General features: G+C 72.3%; 18 protein-coding genes. 5 read left to right on the top strand and 13 right to left on the bottom strand.

The genetic code is table 11. The annotated features are described in order from the left end of the window. Positions 1-22: 22 nt before the first annotated feature. From AC3ZJJ_RS03540 to AC3ZJJ_RS03515, 6 genes are all read right to left on the bottom strand, one after another. A complete protein-coding gene (locus AC3ZJJ_RS03540) occupies positions 23-2,167 on the bottom strand; it encodes an acyltransferase family protein (protein WP_489893882.1) in 2,145 nt (714 codons plus the stop codon). Between the two features lie 148 nt (positions 2,168-2,315). Then, positions 2,316-3,374 (bottom strand): hypothetical protein, encoded by a 1,059-nt coding sequence (locus AC3ZJJ_RS03535; RefSeq protein WP_489893881.1) that lies wholly within the window; start codon positions 3,372-3,374, stop codon positions 2,316-2,318. A 313-nt stretch (positions 3,375-3,687) separates the two neighbouring features. Then, positions 3,688-5,298, bottom strand: coding sequence for a chaperonin GroEL (groL, locus tag AC3ZJJ_RS03530; protein WP_489893880.1), 1,611 nt, complete (start codon positions 5,296-5,298; stop codon positions 3,688-3,690). A 60-nt stretch (positions 5,299-5,358) separates the two neighbouring features. Next, positions 5,359-5,655 carry a co-chaperone GroES gene (gene groES / locus AC3ZJJ_RS03525; RefSeq protein WP_489893879.1) on the bottom strand — a complete coding sequence of 99 codons (297 nt, stop codon included), beginning with the start codon at positions 5,653-5,655 and terminating at the stop codon, positions 5,359-5,361. Positions 5,656-5,954: 299 nt separating this feature from the next. Then, positions 5,955-6,383, bottom strand: coding sequence for a hypothetical protein (locus AC3ZJJ_RS03520; protein WP_489893878.1), 429 nt, complete (start codon positions 6,381-6,383; stop codon positions 5,955-5,957). Positions 6,384-6,440: 57 nt separating this feature from the next. After that, the gene (locus tag AC3ZJJ_RS03515; RefSeq protein ID WP_489893877.1) at positions 6,441-7,460 is read right to left on the bottom strand and encodes an adenosine deaminase; all 1,020 of its coding nucleotides are present in this window, start codon (positions 7,458-7,460) and stop codon (positions 6,441-6,443) included. 375 nt (positions 7,461-7,835) lie between these two features. On the opposite strand from AC3ZJJ_RS03515, the gene AC3ZJJ_RS03510 reads away from it, so the two are divergent. Together AC3ZJJ_RS03510 and AC3ZJJ_RS03505 are read left to right on the top strand one after the other, a co-directional pair. Beyond that, complete coding sequence (locus tag AC3ZJJ_RS03510) at positions 7,836-9,425, top strand: AMP-binding protein (protein ID WP_489893876.1); 1,590 nt, start codon at positions 7,836-7,838, stop codon at positions 9,423-9,425. 43 nt (positions 9,426-9,468) lie between these two features. Further along, positions 9,469-10,716, top strand: coding sequence for a class I SAM-dependent methyltransferase (locus AC3ZJJ_RS03505; protein WP_489893875.1), 1,248 nt, complete (start codon positions 9,469-9,471; stop codon positions 10,714-10,716). A 139-nt stretch (positions 10,717-10,855) separates the two neighbouring features. Here the strand turns inward: AC3ZJJ_RS03505 and AC3ZJJ_RS03500 are convergent, their stop codons facing one another. The 4 genes from AC3ZJJ_RS03500 to AC3ZJJ_RS03485 all read right to left on the bottom strand — a co-directional run bounded on the left by AC3ZJJ_RS03500 (position 10,856) and on the right by AC3ZJJ_RS03485 (position 15,522). Then, entirely contained in the window at positions 10,856-11,497 is a 642-nt protein-coding gene (locus tag AC3ZJJ_RS03500) for a dihydrofolate reductase family protein (RefSeq protein WP_489893874.1), read from the bottom strand. Between the two features lie 28 nt (positions 11,498-11,525). Then, a complete protein-coding gene (locus AC3ZJJ_RS03495; protein WP_489893873.1) occupies positions 11,526-12,341 on the bottom strand; it encodes a shikimate 5-dehydrogenase in 816 nt (271 codons plus the stop codon). 234 nt (positions 12,342-12,575) lie between these two features. Further along, positions 12,576-13,526, bottom strand: coding sequence for an endonuclease domain-containing protein (locus AC3ZJJ_RS03490; protein WP_489893872.1), 951 nt, complete (start codon positions 13,524-13,526; stop codon positions 12,576-12,578). A gap of 259 nt (positions 13,527-13,785) precedes the next feature. Beyond that, positions 13,786-15,522: a glycoside hydrolase family 3 protein gene (locus AC3ZJJ_RS03485; RefSeq protein WP_489893871.1), complete on the bottom strand. Its 1,737-nt coding sequence runs from the start codon at positions 15,520-15,522 to the stop codon at positions 13,786-13,788. Positions 15,523-15,596: 74 nt separating this feature from the next. Between AC3ZJJ_RS03485 and AC3ZJJ_RS03480 the strand changes: the two genes are divergently transcribed. Both AC3ZJJ_RS03480 and AC3ZJJ_RS03475 read left to right on the top strand, forming a co-directional pair. After that, positions 15,597-16,739: a glutamate--cysteine ligase gene (locus AC3ZJJ_RS03480; protein ID WP_489893870.1), complete on the top strand. Its 1,143-nt coding sequence runs from the start codon at positions 15,597-15,599 to the stop codon at positions 16,737-16,739. Between the two features lie 12 nt (positions 16,740-16,751). After that, complete coding sequence (locus AC3ZJJ_RS03475) at positions 16,752-17,264, top strand: GNAT family N-acetyltransferase (RefSeq protein WP_489893869.1); 513 nt, start codon at positions 16,752-16,754, stop codon at positions 17,262-17,264. Between the two features lie 65 nt (positions 17,265-17,329). On the opposite strand, the gene AC3ZJJ_RS03470 is transcribed toward AC3ZJJ_RS03475, so the two are convergent. After that, a complete protein-coding gene (locus AC3ZJJ_RS03470; RefSeq protein ID WP_489893868.1) occupies positions 17,330-17,677 on the bottom strand; it encodes a hypothetical protein in 348 nt (115 codons plus the stop codon). Positions 17,678-17,683: 6 nt separating this feature from the next. After that, positions 17,684-18,766, bottom strand: a complete 1,083-nt coding sequence (gene tsaD, locus AC3ZJJ_RS03465) for a tRNA (adenosine(37)-N6)-threonylcarbamoyltransferase complex transferase subunit TsaD (protein WP_489893867.1) — start codon at positions 18,764-18,766, stop codon at positions 17,684-17,686. Between the two features lie 74 nt (positions 18,767-18,840). Between tsaD and AC3ZJJ_RS03460 the strand changes: the two genes are divergently transcribed. Then, positions 18,841-20,100, top strand: coding sequence for an SH3 domain-containing protein (locus tag AC3ZJJ_RS03460; RefSeq protein WP_489893866.1), 1,260 nt, complete (start codon positions 18,841-18,843; stop codon positions 20,098-20,100). 19 nt (positions 20,101-20,119) lie between these two features. Here AC3ZJJ_RS03460 and AC3ZJJ_RS03455 read toward each other — a convergent pair whose 3' ends face one another. Beyond that, positions 20,120-20,416 carry a hypothetical protein gene (locus AC3ZJJ_RS03455; RefSeq protein ID WP_489893865.1) on the bottom strand — a complete coding sequence of 99 codons (297 nt, stop codon included), beginning with the start codon at positions 20,414-20,416 and terminating at the stop codon, positions 20,120-20,122. Positions 20,417-20,607 lie beyond the last annotated feature (191 nt).

Genomic DNA, 20,607 nt, shown 5'->3' with positions numbered 1-20,607 from the left:
CGATGTGTCAAACCCGACACCCCTACCAGCCCAGGGAGTCCTTGAGCCTGCGCTCGAAGACTGGCGTGGTGGTCTCCACGTAGGTCCTCGTCAGGTGCGAGTCGTCCATGTAGGCGAGCACGTTGCCGATCACGGGGCGGCACGTGCCGTCGACGCAGAGCTGGTCGGTCATGTCCATGAACTTCAGCGACGGCGGCAGGGCTCCCCCTTCGCCCGTCTGGCGGCGCAGCTCCTCCAGCGGCGAGACGGGGGCCATCAGCCGTTCCGTCGGCGCCGAGCACTCCTCCGCGTCGGGGCCCTTGCGGTCCACACACTCGGGCACGCTGAAGGTGAAGCGCGGGGTGTCGCGCAGGGCGACGACGTCGATCCCCGCGTCCAGGAAGGGCCGCACGCCCTCGACGTAGCCGGGGACGATGCGCTCCTCGTCCGCCGGCGCCGCCGTGTCCGGGCCGGCGTCGTGCGCGGTGAGCGTTCCGACGGTGAGGACCGCGTCGGGCTTGTGGTCCAGGACGTACTGCGTGGCGGCGTCGTTGAACTCGTTGCACTCGGCCTCGCGCTCGTCGGTCTCCGCGCCGAAGCGGCAGGCGGGTCGGTTGACCAGCACCCAGGCCCAGCCGTTGCGCTCGGCGGCGCCGGCGAGGGCCGCCGTCCAATGCTGGGCATGCGAGTCGCCCAGGACCACGATGGTCTTCTCGGCGGTGGCGGGGTCCCCGCCCAGCTGGCAGTACTCCATGCGCGGGTCGACGAGTTCGTAGCCGCCGGCGCAGTCGCCGCCGTAGTTGGCCCATTCGTCCGCCGCGCCGCTGGCGAGCGGACGCACGACGGCGGCCGGGTCGCCGTCGTACTCGAAGCCGGGCTCGAGCGCGCGGGCGCCGGGGTTGTCCGTGGCGTCCTGCTGCTGGGCGGACGTCTCGATCGCGGCGACCCGCGCCTGCCAGCCGCTCAGCGGCATGGCCACGACGGCGACCAGCACGGCCAGCACCAGGCTCAGCCGGCGGCGGCGCTGGGTGGGCCAGTGCCAGGCGTGGAACGGGGTTTCGATGGCGCGGGTGGTGGCCCAGGCCAGTGCCAGCGACAGGGCGATGACGGCGGCGCCGCCGAGGATGCCCGGCTCCGCCTTCTGCCGGACGGCCAGGTAGATCACCAGGATGGGCCAGTGCCAGAGGTACAGGGCGTAGGAGATTCCGCCGAGCGCCACCAGCGGCCGGGCGGCGAGGAGCCGGTCGACGCCCCGGGCGGGCCGGATCTCGCCGGCGCGACCGGTATCGCCGGTGTTGCCGGTAGTGCCGGACGCGATGATCGCCGCGGCCGCAAGCGTCGGCCACAGCGCGGCGTACCCGGGGAACTGGCCCTGCACCTGCAGGACCAGGCCGCATGCCAGCATGGCCGCCAGACCGGCCCAGCCCAGGACAACGCGGAAGCCCACGGGCAGTCGGCCGGCGTACGGGAGGCCGAGCGCCAGCAGGGAGCCGAGCGCGAACTCCCACAGTCGCGCCCGGGTGTCGAAGTAGGCGAACGCCTGGTTGGTCGCGGTGGCGTGGACCGAATACGCGAGCGAGGCCGCGAAGACCAGCCCGAAGGCGGCGGCAACCACGGCCCGGTAGCGCAGGCGCGGGAAGCGGCCGCGGAGGGCGCGCCACGCGAGGGCGCAGGCCGCGAAGACCAACGGCCACAGGATGAAGACCTGGCCCTGGATGGATAGGGACCAGAAGTGCTGAAGGGGGCTGGCCGTGGCGTGGTTCGCCGCGTAGTAGTCGACCGATTCGCTGGCAAGCGTCCAGTTCTGCACGTAGAAGAGGCTCGACCAGGTCTGGGTGAAGACCTCGTGCCAGCGGGTGCGCGGCAGGAGCGATGCGGTGGCCACGAGGATCCCGAGGAGGACCACGACGGCGGCTGGGAGCAGACCCTTGAAGCGGTGCAGCCAGTAGGAGACCAACTTGAGCGGCCGGCCGGCCTCCACCTTGTACGTGAACGACGCCGTGAGCAGGAACGCGGAGATCAGCAGGAACACGTCGACGCCGCCGGAAACCCGGCCAAGCCACACGTGGTAAACGACCACCATGAGTACGGCGAAGGCGCGCAGGCCCTGGACCTCGGGGCGGTACGCGGGCTTCTCCGCGGCACGCGCTGCGGCCGGGATCGTGGTGGCGTTTGGGCCATGGGCCATTGCGGACGGTGTCCCTTCGGCTAGCTGGTCCGGATGCCCGGAGGCAACCACTGCCCGCCGGAACCGTCAATTCTACCAGCCGCCGTTACCAAACAGTTATCTCACCGGTCGGAGGGCCCGCGGGGCAAACGCCCCGCGGGCCCGTCCGCTAGTGCTGACGCCTGGTCTTGCGGGCGGCGGAGGACGCCATCATGACGCCGCCCGCGCCCACCAGGACGACGGCGGCGACGGTCAGGCCCGCCGAGCCGACGCCGGTCTCCGCGAGCGTCGCGGCCGGAACCACCCGGACCGGCGTCGGAGTTCCCGCCCGGGGCGAGGGCACAACGGCCGCCGACGGCGTCGCGCTGTTCTCGATGGGCGTCGGAGTTGCGCTGGTCTCGGTCGGCGGGGCGCTGGTCTCCGTGGGCTCGGGCGAGGGCTCTTCGCTCGGCTCGTGCGAGTAGTCGTCGCAGTCGTCGTCGTCGCCGTGGTGTCCGCCGCCCTTGCGCTCGGCCTGGACCTTCGAGTCGTCCTCGCAGACCTCGTCCTTGCCACCGTTGTCGTCGTCGCAATCGTCGCCGCGGTGGCCACCCTTGCGCTCGGCCTGGACCCGCGAATCGTCCTCGCAGACCTCGTCCTTGCCGCCGCCGTCGCCGTCGCCGCAATCGTCGCCGCGGTGGCCACCCTTGCGCTCGGCCTGGACCCGCGAATCGTCCTCGCAAACCTCGTCCTTGCCACCGTCGTCGTCGTCGCAATCGTCGCCGCGGTGGCCACCCTTGCGCTCGGCCTGGACCCGCGAATCGTCCTCGCAGACGTCGTCCTTGGCGTCGTCGCCCTTGTTACCGCCGCGGTCGTCCGTCTTTCCGCCGTCGGCCGTGGAGGATTCGGAGGGAGCCGGCTTCGGCGCTTCGGTGCCGACGCCCGCATCCGCCGTCGGCTGTGCGGCCTCCGTCCCCGGAGCCGCCTCGCCGGTCGTCCCGGCGGCATCCGGCACCGTTGCCTCCGGCAACGGCATCCCTTCGGACTCGGCATCCCCCACCGTGGCGTCTCCGGACGAAACGCCATCGCCGGCCCCGGCGTCGGCCGCTTCCGACCCCGGCGGCGGGGACAGCGCGGACGCGGCGCCGGGCGGTTGGGCCGCCTTCCCCTCGTCCGGCTGGGCGGCGGACGACATGGAGAACAGCCAGAAGACAAGCATCGCCAGTGTCACGCCCAGCGCGACGACCATGCGGAAAGAACGGACAGCAAGTGACGCACCCATAAGAACCCCCAAGAAATTCCGAAGCGCGCAGCCCCCTGCGCACCCCACACCGCCCCCTGCGGTGTCCCTGCGTGCAGGTTAGGACGCCGACGCCCGCCGGGTAAACCCCTGGGGGGATTTTTCTGCGGACCGCCACGTCAGCCGACGGTCGGGACACAAGGCAAGGACACGAGGCCCGGACACAACAAGGGCGCCGAACCTCCCGGGGGAAGTTCGGCGCCCTGGCCGGCCGCGCTGGGCGGCCGTGCCTTCCGTGGAAGGCGGTTGGAGCTGTCGCTGGCTAGTGGCTGTGGCCTGCGTGCTCGTCTTCGTTTTCCTGCTTCTCGGCGACCAGGGTCTCCGTGGTGAGCACCAGGGCGGCGATCGACGCGGCGTTGCGCAGCGCGGAGCGCGTCACCTTGACCGGGTCGATGATGCCCGCGGCGAGCAGGTCCTCGTAGACGCCCGTCTTGGCGTTGAAGCCGAAGTTGACCGGCGACTCGGCGACCTTGGAGGCCACCACGTAGCCGTCGTGTCCGGCGTTCTGGGCGATCCAGCGCAGCGGCTGGACCAGGGCACGGCGGACGATGCCGACGGCCGCGGCCGCGTCGCCCTCGAGCGCCACGACGGCGGGATCGGTGTCGAGCACGGAGAGCGCGTCGACGAGGGCGGAGCCGCCACCGGCGACGATGCCCTCTTCCATCGCGGCACGCGTCGCGGAGACGGCGTCCTCGATACGGTGCTTGCGCTCCTTGAGCTCAACCTCCGTCGCGGCGCCGACCTTGATGACGCCGATGCCGCCGGAGAGCTTCGCGAGGCGCTCCTGCAGCTTCTCCTTGTCCCAGTCGGAGTCCGTGCGGGAAAGCTCGGCCTTCAGCTGGGCGACGCGGTCCGCGACGTCCTCGTGGGTGCCGGCGCCGTCGACGATGGTGGTCAGGTCCTTGGTGATGGTGATCCGGCGGGCGGAGCCGAGGACCTCCAGGCCGACCTGGTCCAGCTTCAGGCCCAGGTCCGGGGAAACGACCTGCGCGCCGGTGAGGATCGCGATGTCCTGCATCATGGCCTTGCGGCGGTCGCCGAAGCCCGGTGCCTTGACGGCAACGACGCTGAGCGTGCCGCGCAGCTTGTTGACGACCAGGGTGGACAGGGCCTCGCCCTCGATGTCCTCGGCGATGACGAACAGCGGCTTGCCGGCCTGCAACGCCTTCTCCAGCAGCGGCAGGAACTCGGCCACGGTGGAGATCTTGCCCGAGTTGACCAGGATCAGCGCGTCCTCGAGGACGGCCTCCTGGCGCTCCGGGTCGGTGACGAAGTGCGGGGACAGGAAGCCCTTGTCGAACTGCATGCCCTCGGTGAGGACCAGCTCGGTGGACGTGGTGTTCGATTCCTCGATGGTGATGACGCCCTCGGCGCCGACCTTGCCGAACGCCTCGGCGAGCAGGTCGCCGATCTCGTCGCTCTGCGCGGAGATGGCGGCGACGTTCGCGACGTCCTGGCCCTCGACCGGGCGTGCGATTTCGGCGAGGCGCGTGACAACGGCCTCGACGGCGGTCTCGATGCCGCGCTTGATCTCGCCCGGCGCAGCGCCGGCCGCGACGTTGCGCAGGCCTTCCTTGACCAGGGCCTGCGCGAGCACGGTGGCGGTGGTGGTTCCGTCGCCGGCAACGTCGTTGGTCTTGGTCGCGACCTCCTTGGCGAGCTGTGCGCCAAGGTTCTCGTACGGGTCGTCGAGCTCGATCTCGCGGGCGATCGTCACGCCGTCGTTCGTGATGGTCGGCGCGCCCCACTTCTTGTCCAGAACCACGTTGCGGCCGCGGGGGCCCAGGGTCACCTTGACGGTGTTGGCGAGCTTGTCGATGCCGGCCTCGAGCGCCTTGCGTGCGTCGTCGTTGAAAATAAGCTGTTTAGCCATGCTGCTGCTCCTTGGGATTGCGTAAAGCCCCGGCCGGGGCCGGGGCTTCACACGGGAAAACTACTTGACGACGATGGCCAGCACGTCGCGGGCCGAGAGCACCAGGTACTCCTGGCCGCCGAACTTGACCTCGGTGCCGCCGTACTTCGAGTAGATGACAACGTCGCCCTCGGCGACATCGACGGGAACGCGGTTTCCGTTGTCGTCAACGCGGCCGGGTCCGACTGCCACAACCTTGCCCTCCTGGGGCTTTTCCTTTGCGGTGTCGGGGATGACCAGGCCGGAAGCCGTGGTCTGCTCGGCCTCGAGCGGCTGAACAACAATGCGATCCTCGAGAGGCTTGATGGAGACCGACATGCGGATCTCTCCTTTGCGTGAGTGCCAATGGTTGAAGGGCCGTTGGGATGCACCAACCGTCGTCGCGGTGCCAGCTGGCAAGTACCTCAGGCTTTAGCACCCGACGGGGCCGAGTGCTAATGAAGACTCTATGAGGTGGCTGGCACTCGGTCAAGGCGAGTGCCAAACGGCGGGTCGCGGCGCGTCGCACGGGGACGCCCGACCGTCGGCGCGGCGGCGGCCTGCGGAGGTACGGCGCGACGGCGGCCTGCGGAAGCCCGGCGCGCGGTCCGGCGCCCAGACCCGGCGCCCGAGGTGGGTCAGGCGCGTTCGCCCGGCTCCCTCGCGGCGTCCGCGCGGCTCCTTGCGCGGAACACGCCGAGCGCGCCCACGGTGATGGCCGCGAGCGAAAGCACGACGGCGGCAACGAAGCCGCCCAGCGGAACGCCCAACAGTTCCCGGGCCACCTGGCCCTCGGTCCCGGCACCGAAGTAGTCGCCGCCGGCCTGGATGTAGCTGCCGGCGAGCAGCCCCTGCAGAACGACGGACGCGATCAGGGCCAGCGCGGCGAACACGCCGACCACCATGCCGCCATAGAGCAGGACACGGAACGCGACGCCCGCGCCGCGCAGTGGCGGGGCGCCGGCGTCGTCCTCCCCGCTGGCCGCGTAGACCGCCTCGGGGAAACGGGACAGGACACCTCCGTCGGTTCCGGCCTCCAGCGTCTCCTGCTCCTCGTTGTCCACCACGGCTCCACGGTACCCCGGGCGTCCCGCCGCGGCGGGCGCGCGTGCCGCGGGATTTCGCTAGCGTGCGGCCAGTGCCCAGGCGTCGATCTCCGCCACCAGCTGCGCCTTCCGTTCCGGCGCGGCGAACGAACCGGTGACGGAGTTGCGCGCCAGCAGCTCCAGCTGCTCCTCCCCCAGGCCCAGGGCGTCGGCGACCGCCTCGAAGTTGTCCGCGATGTAGCCGCCGAAGTAGGCGGGGTCGTCCGAGTTGAGCGTGACCTGCAGGTCCTCGCGGAGCATCGCCGGCAGCGGATGCCGGGCGAGGTCGGACACCACGCCGAGGCGGAGGTTGGACAACGGACACACGGTGAGCGGGATCCGTTCGGTGCGCAGCCGCTCCACCATACGCGGGCTCTCCATGCAGCGGACCCCGTGGTCGATGCGCTCCACGCGCAGCAGGTCCAGGGCCTGTTCGATGTAATCCACCGGGCCCTCCTCCCCGGCATGCGCGACCAGGTGGAGCCCCATCGCGCGCGCCTCGGCGAAGATGCCCTCGAAGAGCGACGGCGGGAAGCCCACCTCCGCGGAGTCCAGGCCGACGCCGATCAGGTCGCTGGCGCGGTGCCGCACCGACTCCAGGGTCTCGGCCGCCTCCTCCACGGGGCGGTCGCGCACGAAGCACAGGATCAGGCCGCCGGTCAGGTCTGCCTCCGCCGCCACGCTGCGGAAGCCGGCGAGCAGGCCGTCGATCACCGTGTCCACGGGCACGCCGCGGGAGGTGTGGGCCTGCGGATCGAAGAACATCTCCACGTGGCGCACGCCCTGTTCGACGGCGCGGCGCAGGTAGGCCTGGCACAGCTCGGCGAAGTCCTCCTCGGTGCGCAGCGCGGCCATGCATTCGTAGTAGACGTCCAGGAAGGACAACAGATCGGTGAAGCGGTAGCGGGCGCGCAGTTCCTCACCGTCCGCGTAGGGCAGCACGACGCCGTTCCGCGCGGCCATCCGGAACGCCATCTCCGGCTCCAGGGTGCCCTCGATGTGCAGGTGCAGCTCGGCCTTGGGCAGGGCGGCCAGGCGTGCGGACTGGGTTGGGGACATCGGGGTTCCTTCTCGGCTGGTTCGCCTTGCGGCGTGTGGTCGTTCGGTGTTCCGCTTCCCCCGCGCGGCCGCGCCGGGGAGCCCACCAGCCTACGGGAGCGCGCCGGTGCCCGCGACCGGGCGCCGCCGATATCGGGCGCCGTCCGTTATCGGGCGCCGTCCGTTGTCGGGCGCCGCAGTTGCCGCGCACCGCAGTTGCCGCGCACCGCCGTCGTCGTCGTGCGTCGTCGTCGGCCGCGGCTCCCCCGCACGCCGGCGCGCCGCCGGGCTCCCGGCTCCGCAAACCGTGTGGTTAGCATGGGGGTGACAGCCTCCGGACCGTACGGCCCGGTGTGGATCTACCGGAACAGCGCCGTTCCGAGCGGGGTGCAACCAATGCCAGAACCAGTCCCGATGCCGCGGACCAGCCTCAAGCCCGCCGAGCTGCTCTGCGACCGGCACCCCGCCGACGCGGTGGCGTTCACCGTCGTCGGCGCGGACCTCTCGCGGACCGACCTCACCTACGGCTGGCTCAAGGACCGGTCGGAGCGGGCCGCGGCCGCCTTCGCCGCGCTCGGCGTCGGGCCCGGGGACCGGGTGGCCACACTGATGGGCAAGGGCGCGGACCTGGTCGCTACGCTCGTGGGCCTGTGGCGCCTGGGCGCCGTCCACGTGCCGCTGTTCACCGCCTTCGGCACGCCGGCCATCGAGGTGCGGCTCCAGCGCAGCGGCACCCGGTTCGTCGTCGCCGACGCCGCGTGGGAACACAAGCTGGAGGGCCTGGAGGCCTCGCTCGGCCTGACCATCGTGGTGGCCGGCCCCGTGGGAAGCCCGGAGTCGCTGGACCTGAACGTCCTCATCGACGACCAGCATCCCGGGTTCCCGGCCGCCGAGCGCTCCCTGGACGACCCGCTGGTGGAGATCTTCACGTCCGGCACCACCGGCACGCCCAAGGGCGTCCCGGTCCCGGTCAGGGCCCTGGAGGCGCTGGCCGCCTACATGCACTACGGGCTGGACGTCCGCGAGGACGACGTCTTCTGGAACGTCGCCGATCCGGGATGGGCCTACGGGCTCTACTACGGCATCCTGGGCCCGCTCTACACCGGCCGCCGGAACCTCCTGCTGCGCAGCGGCTTCGACGCCGAGCTTTGCTGGAGAATCCTCAAGGAATTCGGCGTCACCAACTTCGCGGGCGCCCCCACCATCATCCGCTCCATGCGCGCCGCGCGCCCCGAGGGCGTCGGCGATCTCGCGCTGCGGCGGGCGTCGAGCGCGGGCGAGCCGCTGGACGCGGAGACCATCTCCTGGTCGTCCAGGTACCTCGGCGCCGCGGTCCGCGACCACTACGGGCAGACGGAGATGGGCATGTGCATCGTGAACTGCTGGCACGAGTCGGCCTCCCGCGAGGTCCGCCCCGGCTCGATGGGCTTCGCCATGCCGGGCTACACCAGCGCCGTCCTCGAGATGGCGGAGGACGTTCCCGCCGCGCCGGGCGTGACCGGGCGCGTGGTGCTGGACGTCCCGGCGAGCCCGTTGTTCTGGTTCCAGGGCTACACGAACGAGCCGGAGCGGACCGCGGAGCGCTTCAGCGCGGACGGCCGCTGGTACTTCACGGGCGACACCGGGCACCGCGACGAGGACGGCTACACCTACTTCTCCTCGCGGGACGACGACGTCATCATCATGGCGGGCTACCGGATCGGCCCCTTCGAGATCGAGTCGGTGCTGGCCGAGCACCCGAAGGTCCTGGAGAGCGCCGTCATCGGGGTGCCCGACGAACTCCGCGGGGAGGTGGTGGTGGCGCACGTGGTGCTCCGCGATCCGGCCGACGCGTCCGAGGACCTGGAGCGGGAGCTGCAGCAGCTGGTCAAGGAGCGCCATGCCGCGCACACCTACCCGCGGCGCGTGCGCTTCGTGGACTCGCTGCCCAAGACGCCCAGCGGGAAACTGCAGCGCTTTGTGCTCCGGGACGCGGAGCGCGGGTAGCCGCGGCCGAACGCGGCGGGTGCGTGCGCATTAGGGTTGATGCATGCCCTCCCCCGCCGCCGCCGTGGAAAACCTCGCGCCCGTCCTGTCCCCCGAGGGCTTCGGCCTCCTGAACTCCCTTGCCCCCGACGCCGCCGCCACGGACCGCGCGGCCCTGGAGCTGAACCTGCGGCTGCGCAAGGAGGGCCACCCCGCGGAGCTGGTCACCGCCGTCGTCCACCAGGCCCGGCTGCGCGCCCGCGGCGCCGAGAAGCTGGGGCCGTTCGCCGCACACATGCTCTTCACGCGCGCGGGGCTGGAGCAGGCCACACGGCTGAACGTCGCGGCCATGCACGCCCGCCGGTTCGTCCGGGCCGGGGTCTCGAAGGTCGCGGACCTGGGATGCGGCCTCGGCTCGGACGCGATGGCGATGGCCGCGCTGGAGCTGGACGTGACCGCCGTCGAACTGGACGAGACCACCGCGGCGGCGGCGATGGTGAACCTTATGCCGTGGCGCAACGCGCGCGTGGTGAACGCTGACGCCACGGAGTTCGACCTGGACGGGTTCGACGGCGTCTGGCTGGATCCGGCGCGCCGCACGACGTCGTCCTCGGGCACGTCGCGGATCTTCGACCCCGAGGCGTTCAGCCCGCCGCTGTCCTTCGTCGAGTCGCTCGCGGGGCGCGGGCTCGCTGTCGGCGTGAAGCTGGGGCCCGGCATCCCGCACGAGTCCCTGCCCGCGGCGTGCGAGGCTCAGTGGGTGTCCGTCGGCGGCGACGTGACCGAGGCGGCGCTCTGGTTCGGCCCGCTGGCCCGGCCGGGCGTGCGCCGCGCAGCGCTGGTGGTCGGCGCGGACGGCGCGGCCGACGAGCTGACCAGCGCCGAGGACTACGACGCCGGCGCGTCCGTCCGGGGCGAGGTTCCGGTGGGGGACGTGGACGGGTACCTCTACGAGCCGGACGGGGCCGTCATCCGCGCCGGCCTGGTCGCCGAGGCGCTGGACCATGTGGGGGGCCATCTGGTGGACCCGCACATCGCGTATTTCTGCGCCCCGTCGCTGGTGGAGACCCCGTTCGCGCGCGCCTACCGGGTGCTGAACGTGCGCCCCTACAACGTCAAGGCGCTGCGCGCGTGGGCCAAGGCGGAAAAGATCGGAGTGCTGGACATCAAGAAGCGCGGCCTGGACGTCACGCCGGAGGAGCTGCGGAAGGTCCTGCTGGCGGGGTCCGGCAAGTCCGCCAAGAAGAAGGCGACCCTGGTGCTGACCCGCATCGGCGACGCCCGTGTGGCGATCGAGGTCGCCCCCGCGTAGTCGACGCGCGGCGCCCTCCCGCTGCCCCCCTCCCCCCCGTTTCGACGAGGGCAGATGCTCGTTTTGGGCCCTATGGGGGCATCTGCCCTCGTCGAAACGGGGGGCGGGGACAGGTGCCGTCGTCGAAACGACGGCGGCCCTACGACCCGGAGTCGTTGCCCGCGGCGTGGGGGCCGTCGTAGGTGCCGAACGATGGCTGGCCGGCGGCCTCGTAGGTGTGGACGGCGAGTCCGCCGGGCGTGTTCTCCGTGCCGACAAGCCAGAATCCCGCCGTGGCGCCGCCCTCGGGGAACAGGCGCCGGCCCGTTCCCACGACCACCGGGGCCACCACCAGACGCACCAGGTCGATCAACCCGGCGGCGAGCAGCGACTGCGCCAGCGTCGCGCTGCCGTGGATCTGCAGCTCGCGGCCGTGGCGCCCCTTGAGCTCCGCCACCTGGGCCGCGACGTCGCCGTTCAGGAGCGTGGACGGATCCCAGCCCGCCGACTCGAGGCTGTGGGAGGCGACGTATTTGGGCAGGCCGTTCATCTTGGCGGCGAACGGGTCGTCCGGATCGTCCATCGCCGGCCAGTCGCGGGCGAAGTTCTCGTAGGTGCGGCGCCCGAAGAGCAGCCCGTCGGCCTCGGCGAGCCACCCCGCGGCGAGCTGGATGAAGCGCTCGTCGAGGAACGGCACGAACCAGCCGCCCCGGGTGAACCCGCCGCTGGTGTCCTCGTCCGGGGAGCCCGGTCCCTGGGACACACCATCAAGCGTCACGAACTGGGTCAGCGTCAACCTCATGGTCTGCTCCTTATCGTCGGCCGCCGGCCTATCCGGCGCGCATGAACTCCTCCGCCGCGGCGACCTGCTCGGCCGTGGGCGTGATGCCCGTGTACAGGACAAACTGCTCGAGCGCCTGCAGCGTCATGACCTCGGCGCCCGTGATGACCCGCTTGCCCAGCAGGCGCGCGGCCTGGATCAGGGGCGTCTCAGCGGGGACGGCGACGACGTCGAACACGGTGTGCGCAGCCTCCACCTGCTCCTCGGTGAAGGACAGCTGCATCTCCTCGGCGCCACCTGCCATGCCGATCGGAGTGACGTTGATCAGGACGTCGGCGGCGCCGTCGTGCCGTGGCGCCCAGCCGAAGCCGTAGAGTCCGGCGAGCGCCCGCCCCGCGTCCTCGTTGCGGGCGATGACCGTGACGCGCGTGAACCCGGCGTCGCGCAAGGCGGCCGCGGTCGCCTTGGCCATGCCGCCGGCGCCGCGCAGGGCGACGCTCGAGGCCGGGTCGACGCCCTTGCTCGCGAGCAGGGCCGCGACGGCGGCGTAGTCGGTGTTGTGGGCCGTGAGGATGCCGTCGTCGTTCACGATGGTGTTGACGGAGTCGATCGCGGCGGCCGACGGCGCCATCTCATCTACCAGCTCGATCACCCGCTCCTTGTACGGCATGGAGACGGCGCACCCGCGGATGCCCAGGCCGCGCACTCCCGCGATGGCCAGCGCAAGGTCGGTGGGGGCGAAAGCCTTGTAGATCCAGTTCAGGCCGAGCTGGTCGTAGAGGTGGTTGTGGAAGCGGGTGCCGTTGTTGCTCGGACGGGCGGAGAGCGAGATGCAAAGGGTCATGTCCTTGTTCAAGATCGGCATGGCTCCACACTAGTCCGGAGGTGTTGCGCGCGTTAGGCAAGGCGCCGTGCCAGCGTTTCGACGGGCGAGCGCCTCCCGCGCGCCGGCGTTTCGACGAGGGCAGATGTCGAGTTTGGCGCCGAACCCGACATCGTCCTTCGGCGAAACCGGGCCGGCGCGCGTCTGCCCTCGTCGAAAGCCGGGCCGCCATCGGCATCCGCGACGCAGATCATCGGGCAACGGGTCGCCCGTGGCTCACGCAGCCTCGGCGCGAAGCAGTTCCCTCCGCAGGCGGCCGAGGAACTTGTCCCTGCCCGCCGGGGTGAAGACCGACGCGGTCACCTTCAGCACGGTCCACCCCCGTTCGCGCAGCCGCGCGTCGCGGTCGATGTCGCGCTCGTACTGGACACGGTCGACGCGGTGGTGTTCGCCGTCGTACTCAATGGCGATGCGCGCCCACCGGATCACCAGGTCCGGCATCACGGTCCAGCCGTCGGGGAAATCCAGCCGCACGTTGACTTCGAGGTCGTCGATGCCCGCCTCGACGAGCAGCGCGCGGAGCCGCGACTCCATCGGGGAATGGAACCAGGGCGTCAGGAGCTCCCGCGCCTCGCGGGCAAGCCGCACGCCGGGAACCGAGCGGCGGCGCTCCAGCACGTCGTCGATCTCGGCGAGGCCGGACAGCGGGTGCGAACCAACGACGCCGCTCGGCCGCGGCGGGCCGAGGGCGGGCTGCAGCAGCGAATTCCCCGCCGCCACGAGGTCGCCCAGCCCTAACCCTGTTCCGGCGAGGTCCGCCCAGGTCCAGGCCGGCGAGGTCAGGGCCACCCCGTGCTCCACGCGCCGGTCGCGCTCCAGCAGCGGCGCCACGTGTCCGATGACGTTGGGTCGCCGGGAGTGCCCGCCGCTCCCCCTCACCCGCGTGACGTGTATGGGCAAGGCCGCGTTGCCGCCCGGAATCCACATGCCCCAGGCCAGCGCCGCGCTGCGGTGGCTGAGGTATGTCCCGCCGTCCAAGGCGGAGTAGGCGCGCAGGACCTCGAGTTGCGGCACGGTTCCGCCCGGCACGCGCCGCAGTCCTCGGGTGGGCGCGTCGAAACGCCTCGAACGCATCGCGCCCGGGGTCAGCCCCAGCTCGAGCCCGTCCCTGAACGCGAAGATGCCCGGGGTTTCGCGCTTCGTCCCGGCGCGGCGTGGATGCTCCATGACACCATCGTGCCCAATACGGCCCGGCGCTGCAGGCGATATCCACAGGCACGACGCCGAGGCTGGGCCCGCGGGCGGCGCAATGGCCGACCGCGATAGCCGGGCCTCCACGCGCGCGGCCGCTTTCGCCAAAGCCGGATGTCCGCCGCCCCCGTTTGGCCGAAGGTAGATGCCCGATTTCGGCCCGAATCGGGCATCTACCCTTGGCGAAACGCGTGGGCGTGGGGGTGGGGGTGGGGGCGGGGAAGGATGAGGCGGGTCAGGCGGGGGCGCAGCCCGTGCCCGCCGGGAAGTCTCCTACGGCCACCGGAAGCTTGCCCGGGGCCTCGCGCTCCCCCGTGAGCACCCCGACCAGCGCCTCGAAGGACTCCGCCGTCCGCCCGTAGAGGGCGATCTTCGACCCGGCGGTGGACGACGCCAGCCCCCACGGCGCGTCGAGCGAGACCACCACGTCGCCGGACCCCGGCGTGTGCGACCCGCCCAGCAGGGTGACCAGCGTCCCGCTCCCCACGGTCAGGCCCGCGTCGGACGCCGCGCCGGCCAGGCGCGAACGGTCCGCCGCCGTCCCGCCCGCGATCCGGATGCCGGAGCCCACCAGCGCCCCGGAGCACTCCCCGGACACCACGGTCACCGACGCCCGGGCCAGCTCGCGTGCCACGGAGGCTCCGTCGCCGGAGGACGCGGGATCCGCGGAGGACAGCGAACGCCCGCCGTCGTCCAAGTCCTTGGCCATGTGCCCCTGCCACATCATCATCGCCACCACGCGGGTCGCGGCCTCGTCGAGCCGCTCCTCGGGCACGTCCCCGGACTCCACCGCGTCGACCACCGCCGCGTGGGCCTCATCGATCGACGCCGGCATCAGCAGGAGGTCGGCCCCGGCGGCCAGCGCCTCCACGGCCGCCCCGCCGCCGGGGGCGGACTGCTCCACCGCGCCCATGTTCAGCGCGTCGGTCACGGCCACGCCCTCGAAGCCGAGGTCCCGGAGCGCGCCGTACGTCGCGGAGGACAGCGACGACGGGACGCCGGGCTCCAGCGCCTCGACCGCGATGTGCCCGACCATCACCATCGGCGTCCCGGCCTCGATGGCCCGTGCAAACGGCTGCCAGTCGCGTGCCTTGAGCTCCTTCAGGGTCGCGTCCTGGACGGGCAGCCCCACGTGCGAGTCGGTGGTGACGGAGCCGTGCCCCGGGAAGTGCTTCGCCGACGGCAGCACGCCGGCGGCCAGCGCCCCCTCGATCCCCGCCACGGTCTGCTCCCCGACCGCCTCGGGGTCCGAGGAGAAGGACCGCGCCCCGATGACCGGATCCGCGGGGCCGAGCGTCACGTCCGAGTCCGGCGCGAAGTTCATCGTGAACCCGAGCGCGGCCAGCTCGGTGTCCATGGCCTCCTGCGCCCGCGCGGTCAGGCCCGTATCCCCCGCGGCGCCGTACGCCATCGGGGACGGCCACTCCGTCAGGGGCGACTTTACGCGCGCCACCATGCCGCCCTCCTGGTCCACCGCGACGATGCCGGGCCAGTCGCGTCCGGCGGACAGCGTCTTCTGGAACTTGGCGGTGGTGGCGGCCAGTTTCCTGGTGTCGACGCCGCTCGCTCCTCCGGCGGCGCCCTCGCCCGCGGCGCCTCCGCCGGAGGATCCGCCCGCGGCCAGCGGCACGTTGTCCCCCATCACGATCACGCCGCCGAGGTGCAGCCGCTTGGCCTTGGCCAGCTCCGCAGCCGGATCGGTCCCCGTGTAGTAGTCGACGAACACCTGCCCCGCCTTCTCGGCCAAGCTCATCGCGGCCACGGCCTCGGTGGCGGCCTCGACGTCGGACTCGAGCGGCCCCCAGCCGGTCCGCGCCGGTTCCGGCGTCGTCTGGGGGGACGACGCCGGTGCGCCGCCCCCGGAGCCCGGCGAACCGCCGGCCGGGCCCGTCGGAGCCACCGGCGCCGGGGTGCACGCGGCCAGGGCGAGGGAGGCAGTGAGAACCGCCACGGTCAGGGATGTCTTGCGCAAAGCCACGGATCCTAGGCTACCCCTGCCGATAGACTGGCCGTCGTCCCACCACATTGTGCTTGTCAGGAGTCTGGATGCAGATCGATTTCGCCCATTCGCGGCAGTCCACCCTCGGCGTCGAGTGGGAGATCGCGCTGGTGGACAGCAAGACCGGCGACCTCCGGTCCGTGGCGCAGGAGGTGCTGCTCGGGGTGCACACGCTGCACGGCGAACTCGAGGAGGACGAGGAGCACCCGCACATCAAGCAGGAGCTCCTGCTGAACACCGTGGAGATCGTCACCGGCGTGTGCGACACGGTGGACCAGGCGAAGCGGCAGCTGCACACCAACATCAAGGCGATCCGCGACGTCACCGACCCGATGGGCGTGGACCTCTACTGCGCCGGGTCCCACCCGTTCGCGCCGCCGAAGCTGCAGCCGGTGACCAACAAGGAGCGCTACGCCAGGCTCATCGACCGCACCCAGTGGTGGGGCCAGCAGATGGTCATCTACGGCGTGCACGTGCACGTGGGCCTGGACAGCCGGGACAAGGCGCTTCCCGTCGTCGACGGCCTGGTCAACTACCAGCCGCACTTCCAGGCGCTGTCCGCGTCCAGCCCGTACTGGGGCGGCGAGGACACCGGCTACGCGTCCCAGCGCGCGCTGATGTTCCAGCAGCTGCCCACGGCCGGGCTCCCCTACCACTTCAAGACGTGGGAGGGCTTCGAGGGCTACGTCCGGGACATGGTCCACACCGGCGTCATCGACGACATCACGGAGATCCGCTGGGACGTCCGCCCCGTGCCGCGCTTCGGCACCGTGGAGATGCGCATCGCGGACGGGCTCTCCTCGCTGCAGGACATCGGCGCCATCGCGGCCCTGACCCAGTGCCTCGTGGACGACATGTCCACCACGCTGGACAATGGCGGCTCGATCCCCGTGATGCCGCCCTGGTACCGCGTGGAGAACAAGTGGCGCGCCGCCCGCTACGGGCTGGACGCCATCATCATCCTCAACGAGGCGGGCGACGAGATGCTGGTGACCGAGCACCTGGAGCGGGAGCTTGACCGGCTCGAGCCCGTCGCTAAGAAGCTGGGCTGCTCGAAGGAGCTGGGCGACGTCGAGCGGATCATCCGCGGCGGCGCCGGCTACCAGTGGCAGCGCCGCATCGCGAAGGAACACGGCGGGGACCTGCGCGCCGTCGTCGCGGACAACGTCGCCCGCATGCACATCGCCTAGGCCCGGCGCGCGATGACCACCCGCTGGGGCACCAGGCCGGAGACGACGGCGGACGCCGCGGCCGTCCGCGCCGTCAACGAGGCCGCGTTCCCCACGCCAGCGGAGGCGGACCTCGTCGACGCGCTGCGCGCCGACCCGGAGGCCTGGATCGACGGCCTCTCGCACGTCGCCGTGGCCCCGGACGGGACCGTGGCCGGCCACGCCCTGCTCACCCGGTGCCGGGTGGGCGGCCGGCCGGCGCTCGCCCTCGCCCCGTGCGCCGTCCTCCCGGACCACCAGGGCACGGGGGCGGGCGGCGCGGCGATCCGCGGCGCGCTGGCGGCGGCCCGCGATGCCGGCGAGAACCTGATGGTGGTGCTCGGCCACGCGGGATACTACCCGCGGTTCGGCTTCGCCCCCGCCTCCGGCCTCGGCGTTGTGCCGCCGTTCGAGGTCCCGGACGAGGCGTTTATGGCGCTGCTGCTGGACCCCGCGCAACCCGCGCCCCGGGGAACCGTCGAATACCCGGCCGCGTTCGGCGTCTGAGCCCGGAACCGGCGCCCGCGCCCCGCGGCACACCGACGGCCGCGGCCGGGGTCAGGCGCCCGCGATTAGGCGCCCGCGCGCCCCCGCATCCACGCCGGGACCATAAACGCCGGAAAGCGCGTCAACGCGCAGACGCCGGAGGCCAACACGATCGCCGATCCCGTCCAGACGCAGGCCGTGTACGCGGCCTCGGCGGCGCGCCTCGACGCGAAGACCTCGGCCGTCACGAACCCGAACGCCAGGACGATGAACCCCGCGCCCATCCAGAGGGCACCCAGGGCCACGTGCGGGCAGCTCCGCCCCCACGCGGACCCGGCCCAGGACCGCCAGACGCCGTTGTACACCCGCGCCCCCACGGACAGCCCGGCGATGCCGAGCCCCATAAGCGCGATCATCGCGATGGTGGATTCCATGGCCGGCTACAGCGAGATCGCGCTGACGGGCTGGCCCGAGTCGGTGCCGAACGCGATCCCGGAGGGGCCGACGCCGGCCATCACCACCTGGGCGGCCAGCGCCGCGACCATCGCCCCGTTGTCCGTGCAGAGGCTCGGCTTCGGGATGCGCAGCGAGATCCCCGCGGACGCGCACCGGGCGGCGAGCAGTTCGCGCAGCCGCGAGTTGGCCGCCACGCCCCCGCCCAGCAGCAGGTTCTCCAGCCCGTGCTCCTTGCAGGCCAGCACCGCCTTCGACGTGACCACGTCCACCACGGCCTCCTGGAACGACGCCGCGATGTCCGCCACCGGGGGCTGCTCGCCGCGGGCCTGGTACTGCTCCACGCAGCGGGCCACGGCCGTCTTCAGCCCGGAGAAGGAGAAGTCGTAGCGGTGCTTGCCCGGGTTTTCGGGCGTCCCGGTGAACTTCGGCAGCGTGAGCCCGCGCGGGAAGCGGATGGCCTTCGGGTCGCCCTCCTTGGCGATCGCGTCGATCGCCGGCCCTCCCGGGTAGCCGAGGCCCAGGAGGCGGGCCACCTTGTCGTACGCCTCGCCGGCGGCGTCGTCGATCGTCGCGCCCAGGAGCACGACGTCGGTGGCCAGCGAGTCGACCTTGAGGATCTCGGTGTGGCCGCCGGAGACCAGCAGGGCGCCGAGGCTGGAGGGCAGCTCCCCGCCGTCGAGCACGCCGACGCCGACGTGCGCCACCAGGTGGTTGATGGCGTAGAGCGGCTTGCCGGTGGCGAGGGACAGCGCCTTGGCGGCGGCGACGCCGACCATCAGCGCGCCGGAGAGTCCCGGCCCGGAGGTCACGGCGAGCGCGTCGACGTCGTCCAGCGTCACGCCGGCGGTGTCCAGGGCCGCCTGCAGGGTCGGGATCATCGCGTCCAGGTGCGCGCGCGACGCGATCTCCGGGATGACCCCGCCGAACCTCACGTGCTCGTCCATCGACGAGCTGACGGCGTTGGCCAGCAGTTCCGCGCCGCGCACGATTCCGACGCCGGTCTCGTCGCAGGAGGATTCGATGCCGAGAACCAGCGGGGCGGCTGCCGTGGTGGCGGGGGAAGTCATGGAAACCAGTTTAGGGCGTGGCCCCGGGCCCGCCGGTTCGGGTCGGTTACGCTGGCGACGTCGAAAGGAACCGGATGCGGCGTCACGCCACCACGCTCGCGGCCGCCCTGTTGCTGGGCGGGCTCGCCCTCGGCGCGCTCGGGCCGGCGCCCGCCGCGGCCGCCGCGCCGGCGTCGTCCACCATTCCGGCATCCCCCGAACTCACGACGGCGGCGCTTGCGCCCGTGGTCCCGGCGTCGCTCGCCGTCCCGTCGGCGCCGCTCGCCTCGCCTTCGGCTGCCCCCGCCGCTCCCCCTGCCCTCTACCGGGTGGTCCGCGCCAGCCCGCTGCGCTCCGGCGCCTCCTGGTCCGGCCCGAAGCTGTCCGTGGTCCCGACCGGCACCGTCCTGACGGCCCGGGCGCTCAGCCGCGGCTGGGTGCTGACCGGCCACGCCGGCGCCACGGGGTGGTTCGCGTCCGCCCACGCCGAGCGGCTGCCGCGGATCCGCTACGAGTCCACGCGCGCCCTCCCGCTGACCGTCCGCGCCGGCTCGGGCGCCGTGGTGCTGACGCTCGCGAAGGGGCAGCGCGCCGTGTCCACCGGCCGCGTCTCGGGCGGGCTCGTCCAGCTCTACAGCGCGGGCCGGACCGGCTGGGCGCCCGCCGCCAACCTCCGGCGCTCCGTCGTCGCGAAGTACCAGACGGCGTCGTCCGCCCGGCTCTACGCCTCGGCGACGTCGTCCACGCGCGTCGCCACCATCCCCGCCGACTACACCGTGGCCACGCGCACCAACGGCCAGGCGAACGGGCGCATCCACGTGCAGTACGGCTCCCGCACGGGCTGGTTGTCCGCCGGCAACGTCGCGAAGGTGGCGCTGTCCACCGCTGTCGGCCGGCTCACGTGGGGCCAGTCCGCGGCGAAGAACATGCAGCCCTGGTGCTCCGGCGTGCCCGTCACCGCGGGCCGGGGTGTGGGCAACAAGGCGGAGGCCCAGCTGGCCGGCCGGCCCGCGACGTGGCACGAGCGCATCTTCCTGGACACCGGCTGGCGGCGCAGTGGAACCCTGGACCCGAACCACCCGGCCGCCGTCGCCGTCCAGTTCCACGAGTGCGCCCACATCCTGCAGTACCGTGCCTTCGCGTACGACGTCCGGGCCCTTGACGCGCGCATGGACAGGGTCTACGGACGGGCGAACGGCACCGAGCACATGGCCGACTGCATGGCCGTGGCCATGGGCGCGCGCCTCTCCGGCACCACCGCGTCGGGCGGCACGTGGCGGGCGGGCTACGGCGGGAAGTGCACCGCCGCGCACCTCGCGGCGGCGAAGAAGCTCGTGGCGGGGCAGCGCCCCTAGCCTCCGGGCGCCGCGGCGGTCAGGGCAGCAGCTTGTACAGGTCCACGACGGTCTCCTCCGGCATGGCCGTGAAACCGCCCTCGATGCCCCTGTTGAACGCCGGAAGCAGCGTGCCGTCGCGGAAGGCCTCCCAGCTCTCCCGCGACTCGTGCACCGCCAGGATCGTCCAGCCGCCCTCCGAGGGGCCGGCGGCGTGGAAGATCTGCCCGGCCGGCAGCTCGTCCGCGCCCGGGTGGACGGCCGCGAGGGACGCGTCGTACTGCTCCCGTGTGCCGCCGGGGAAGAAGTGCACAATTCCGTAGGCCTCGGTAGCCATGGCTCCTCCTTGGGTGGGAATGTGTCCATGGTGGGCGCGCCCGGGGTCCGGGGCAAGGCAACGCGGGGGTGGTTTTGGCGCCCCGCGCACCCACGCGCCCCCGCGCCCCCGTTTCGACAAAGTCAGATGCCCCAAAAAGGTCGTTTTGGGGCATCTGCCTTTGGTGAAACGCGGGGGCCGGGCATCTACGC

This window comes from Arthrobacter sp. AOP29-A2-19, from assembly GCF_058138025.1.
The sequence above is the reverse complement of the archived record's forward strand: the minus strand, read 5'-3'. Positions and strand labels throughout refer to the sequence as shown.

Coding starts and splice junctions, on each gene's coding strand:
- AC3ZJJ_RS03540 (WP_489893882.1), bottom strand. CDS start 2,167: ATGGCCCATGGCCCAAACGCCACCACGATCCCGGCCGCAGCGCGTGCC.
- AC3ZJJ_RS03535 (WP_489893881.1), bottom strand. CDS start 3,374: ATGGTCGTCGCGCTGGGCGTGACACTGGCGATGCTTGTCTTCTGGCTG.
- groL (WP_489893880.1), bottom strand. CDS start 5,298: ATGGCTAAACAGCTTATTTTCAACGACGACGCACGCAAGGCGCTCGAG.
- groES (WP_489893879.1), bottom strand. CDS start 5,655: ATGTCGGTCTCCATCAAGCCTCTCGAGGATCGCATTGTTGTTCAGCCG.
- AC3ZJJ_RS03515 (WP_489893877.1), bottom strand. CDS start 7,460: ATGTCCCCAACCCAGTCCGCACGCCTGGCCGCCCTGCCCAAGGCCGAG.
- AC3ZJJ_RS03510 (WP_489893876.1), top strand. CDS start 7,836: ATGCCAGAACCAGTCCCGATGCCGCGGACCAGCCTCAAGCCCGCCGAG.
- AC3ZJJ_RS03505 (WP_489893875.1), top strand. CDS start 9,469: ATGCCCTCCCCCGCCGCCGCCGTGGAAAACCTCGCGCCCGTCCTGTCC.
- AC3ZJJ_RS03500 (WP_489893874.1), bottom strand. CDS start 11,497: ATGAGGTTGACGCTGACCCAGTTCGTGACGCTTGATGGTGTGTCCCAG.
- AC3ZJJ_RS03495 (WP_489893873.1), bottom strand. CDS start 12,341: ATGCCGATCTTGAACAAGGACATGACCCTTTGCATCTCGCTCTCCGCC.
- AC3ZJJ_RS03490 (WP_489893872.1), bottom strand. CDS start 13,526: ATGGAGCATCCACGCCGCGCCGGGACGAAGCGCGAAACCCCGGGCATC.
- AC3ZJJ_RS03480 (WP_489893870.1), top strand. CDS start 15,597: ATGCAGATCGATTTCGCCCATTCGCGGCAGTCCACCCTCGGCGTCGAG.
- AC3ZJJ_RS03475 (WP_489893869.1), top strand. CDS start 16,752: ATGACCACCCGCTGGGGCACCAGGCCGGAGACGACGGCGGACGCCGCG.
- AC3ZJJ_RS03470 (WP_489893868.1), bottom strand. CDS start 17,677: ATGGAATCCACCATCGCGATGATCGCGCTTATGGGGCTCGGCATCGCC.
- tsaD (WP_489893867.1), bottom strand. CDS start 18,766: ATGACTTCCCCCGCCACCACGGCAGCCGCCCCGCTGGTTCTCGGCATC.
- AC3ZJJ_RS03460 (WP_489893866.1), top strand. CDS start 18,841: ATGCGGCGTCACGCCACCACGCTCGCGGCCGCCCTGTTGCTGGGCGGG.
- AC3ZJJ_RS03455 (WP_489893865.1), bottom strand. CDS start 20,416: ATGGCTACCGAGGCCTACGGAATTGTGCACTTCTTCCCCGGCGGCACA.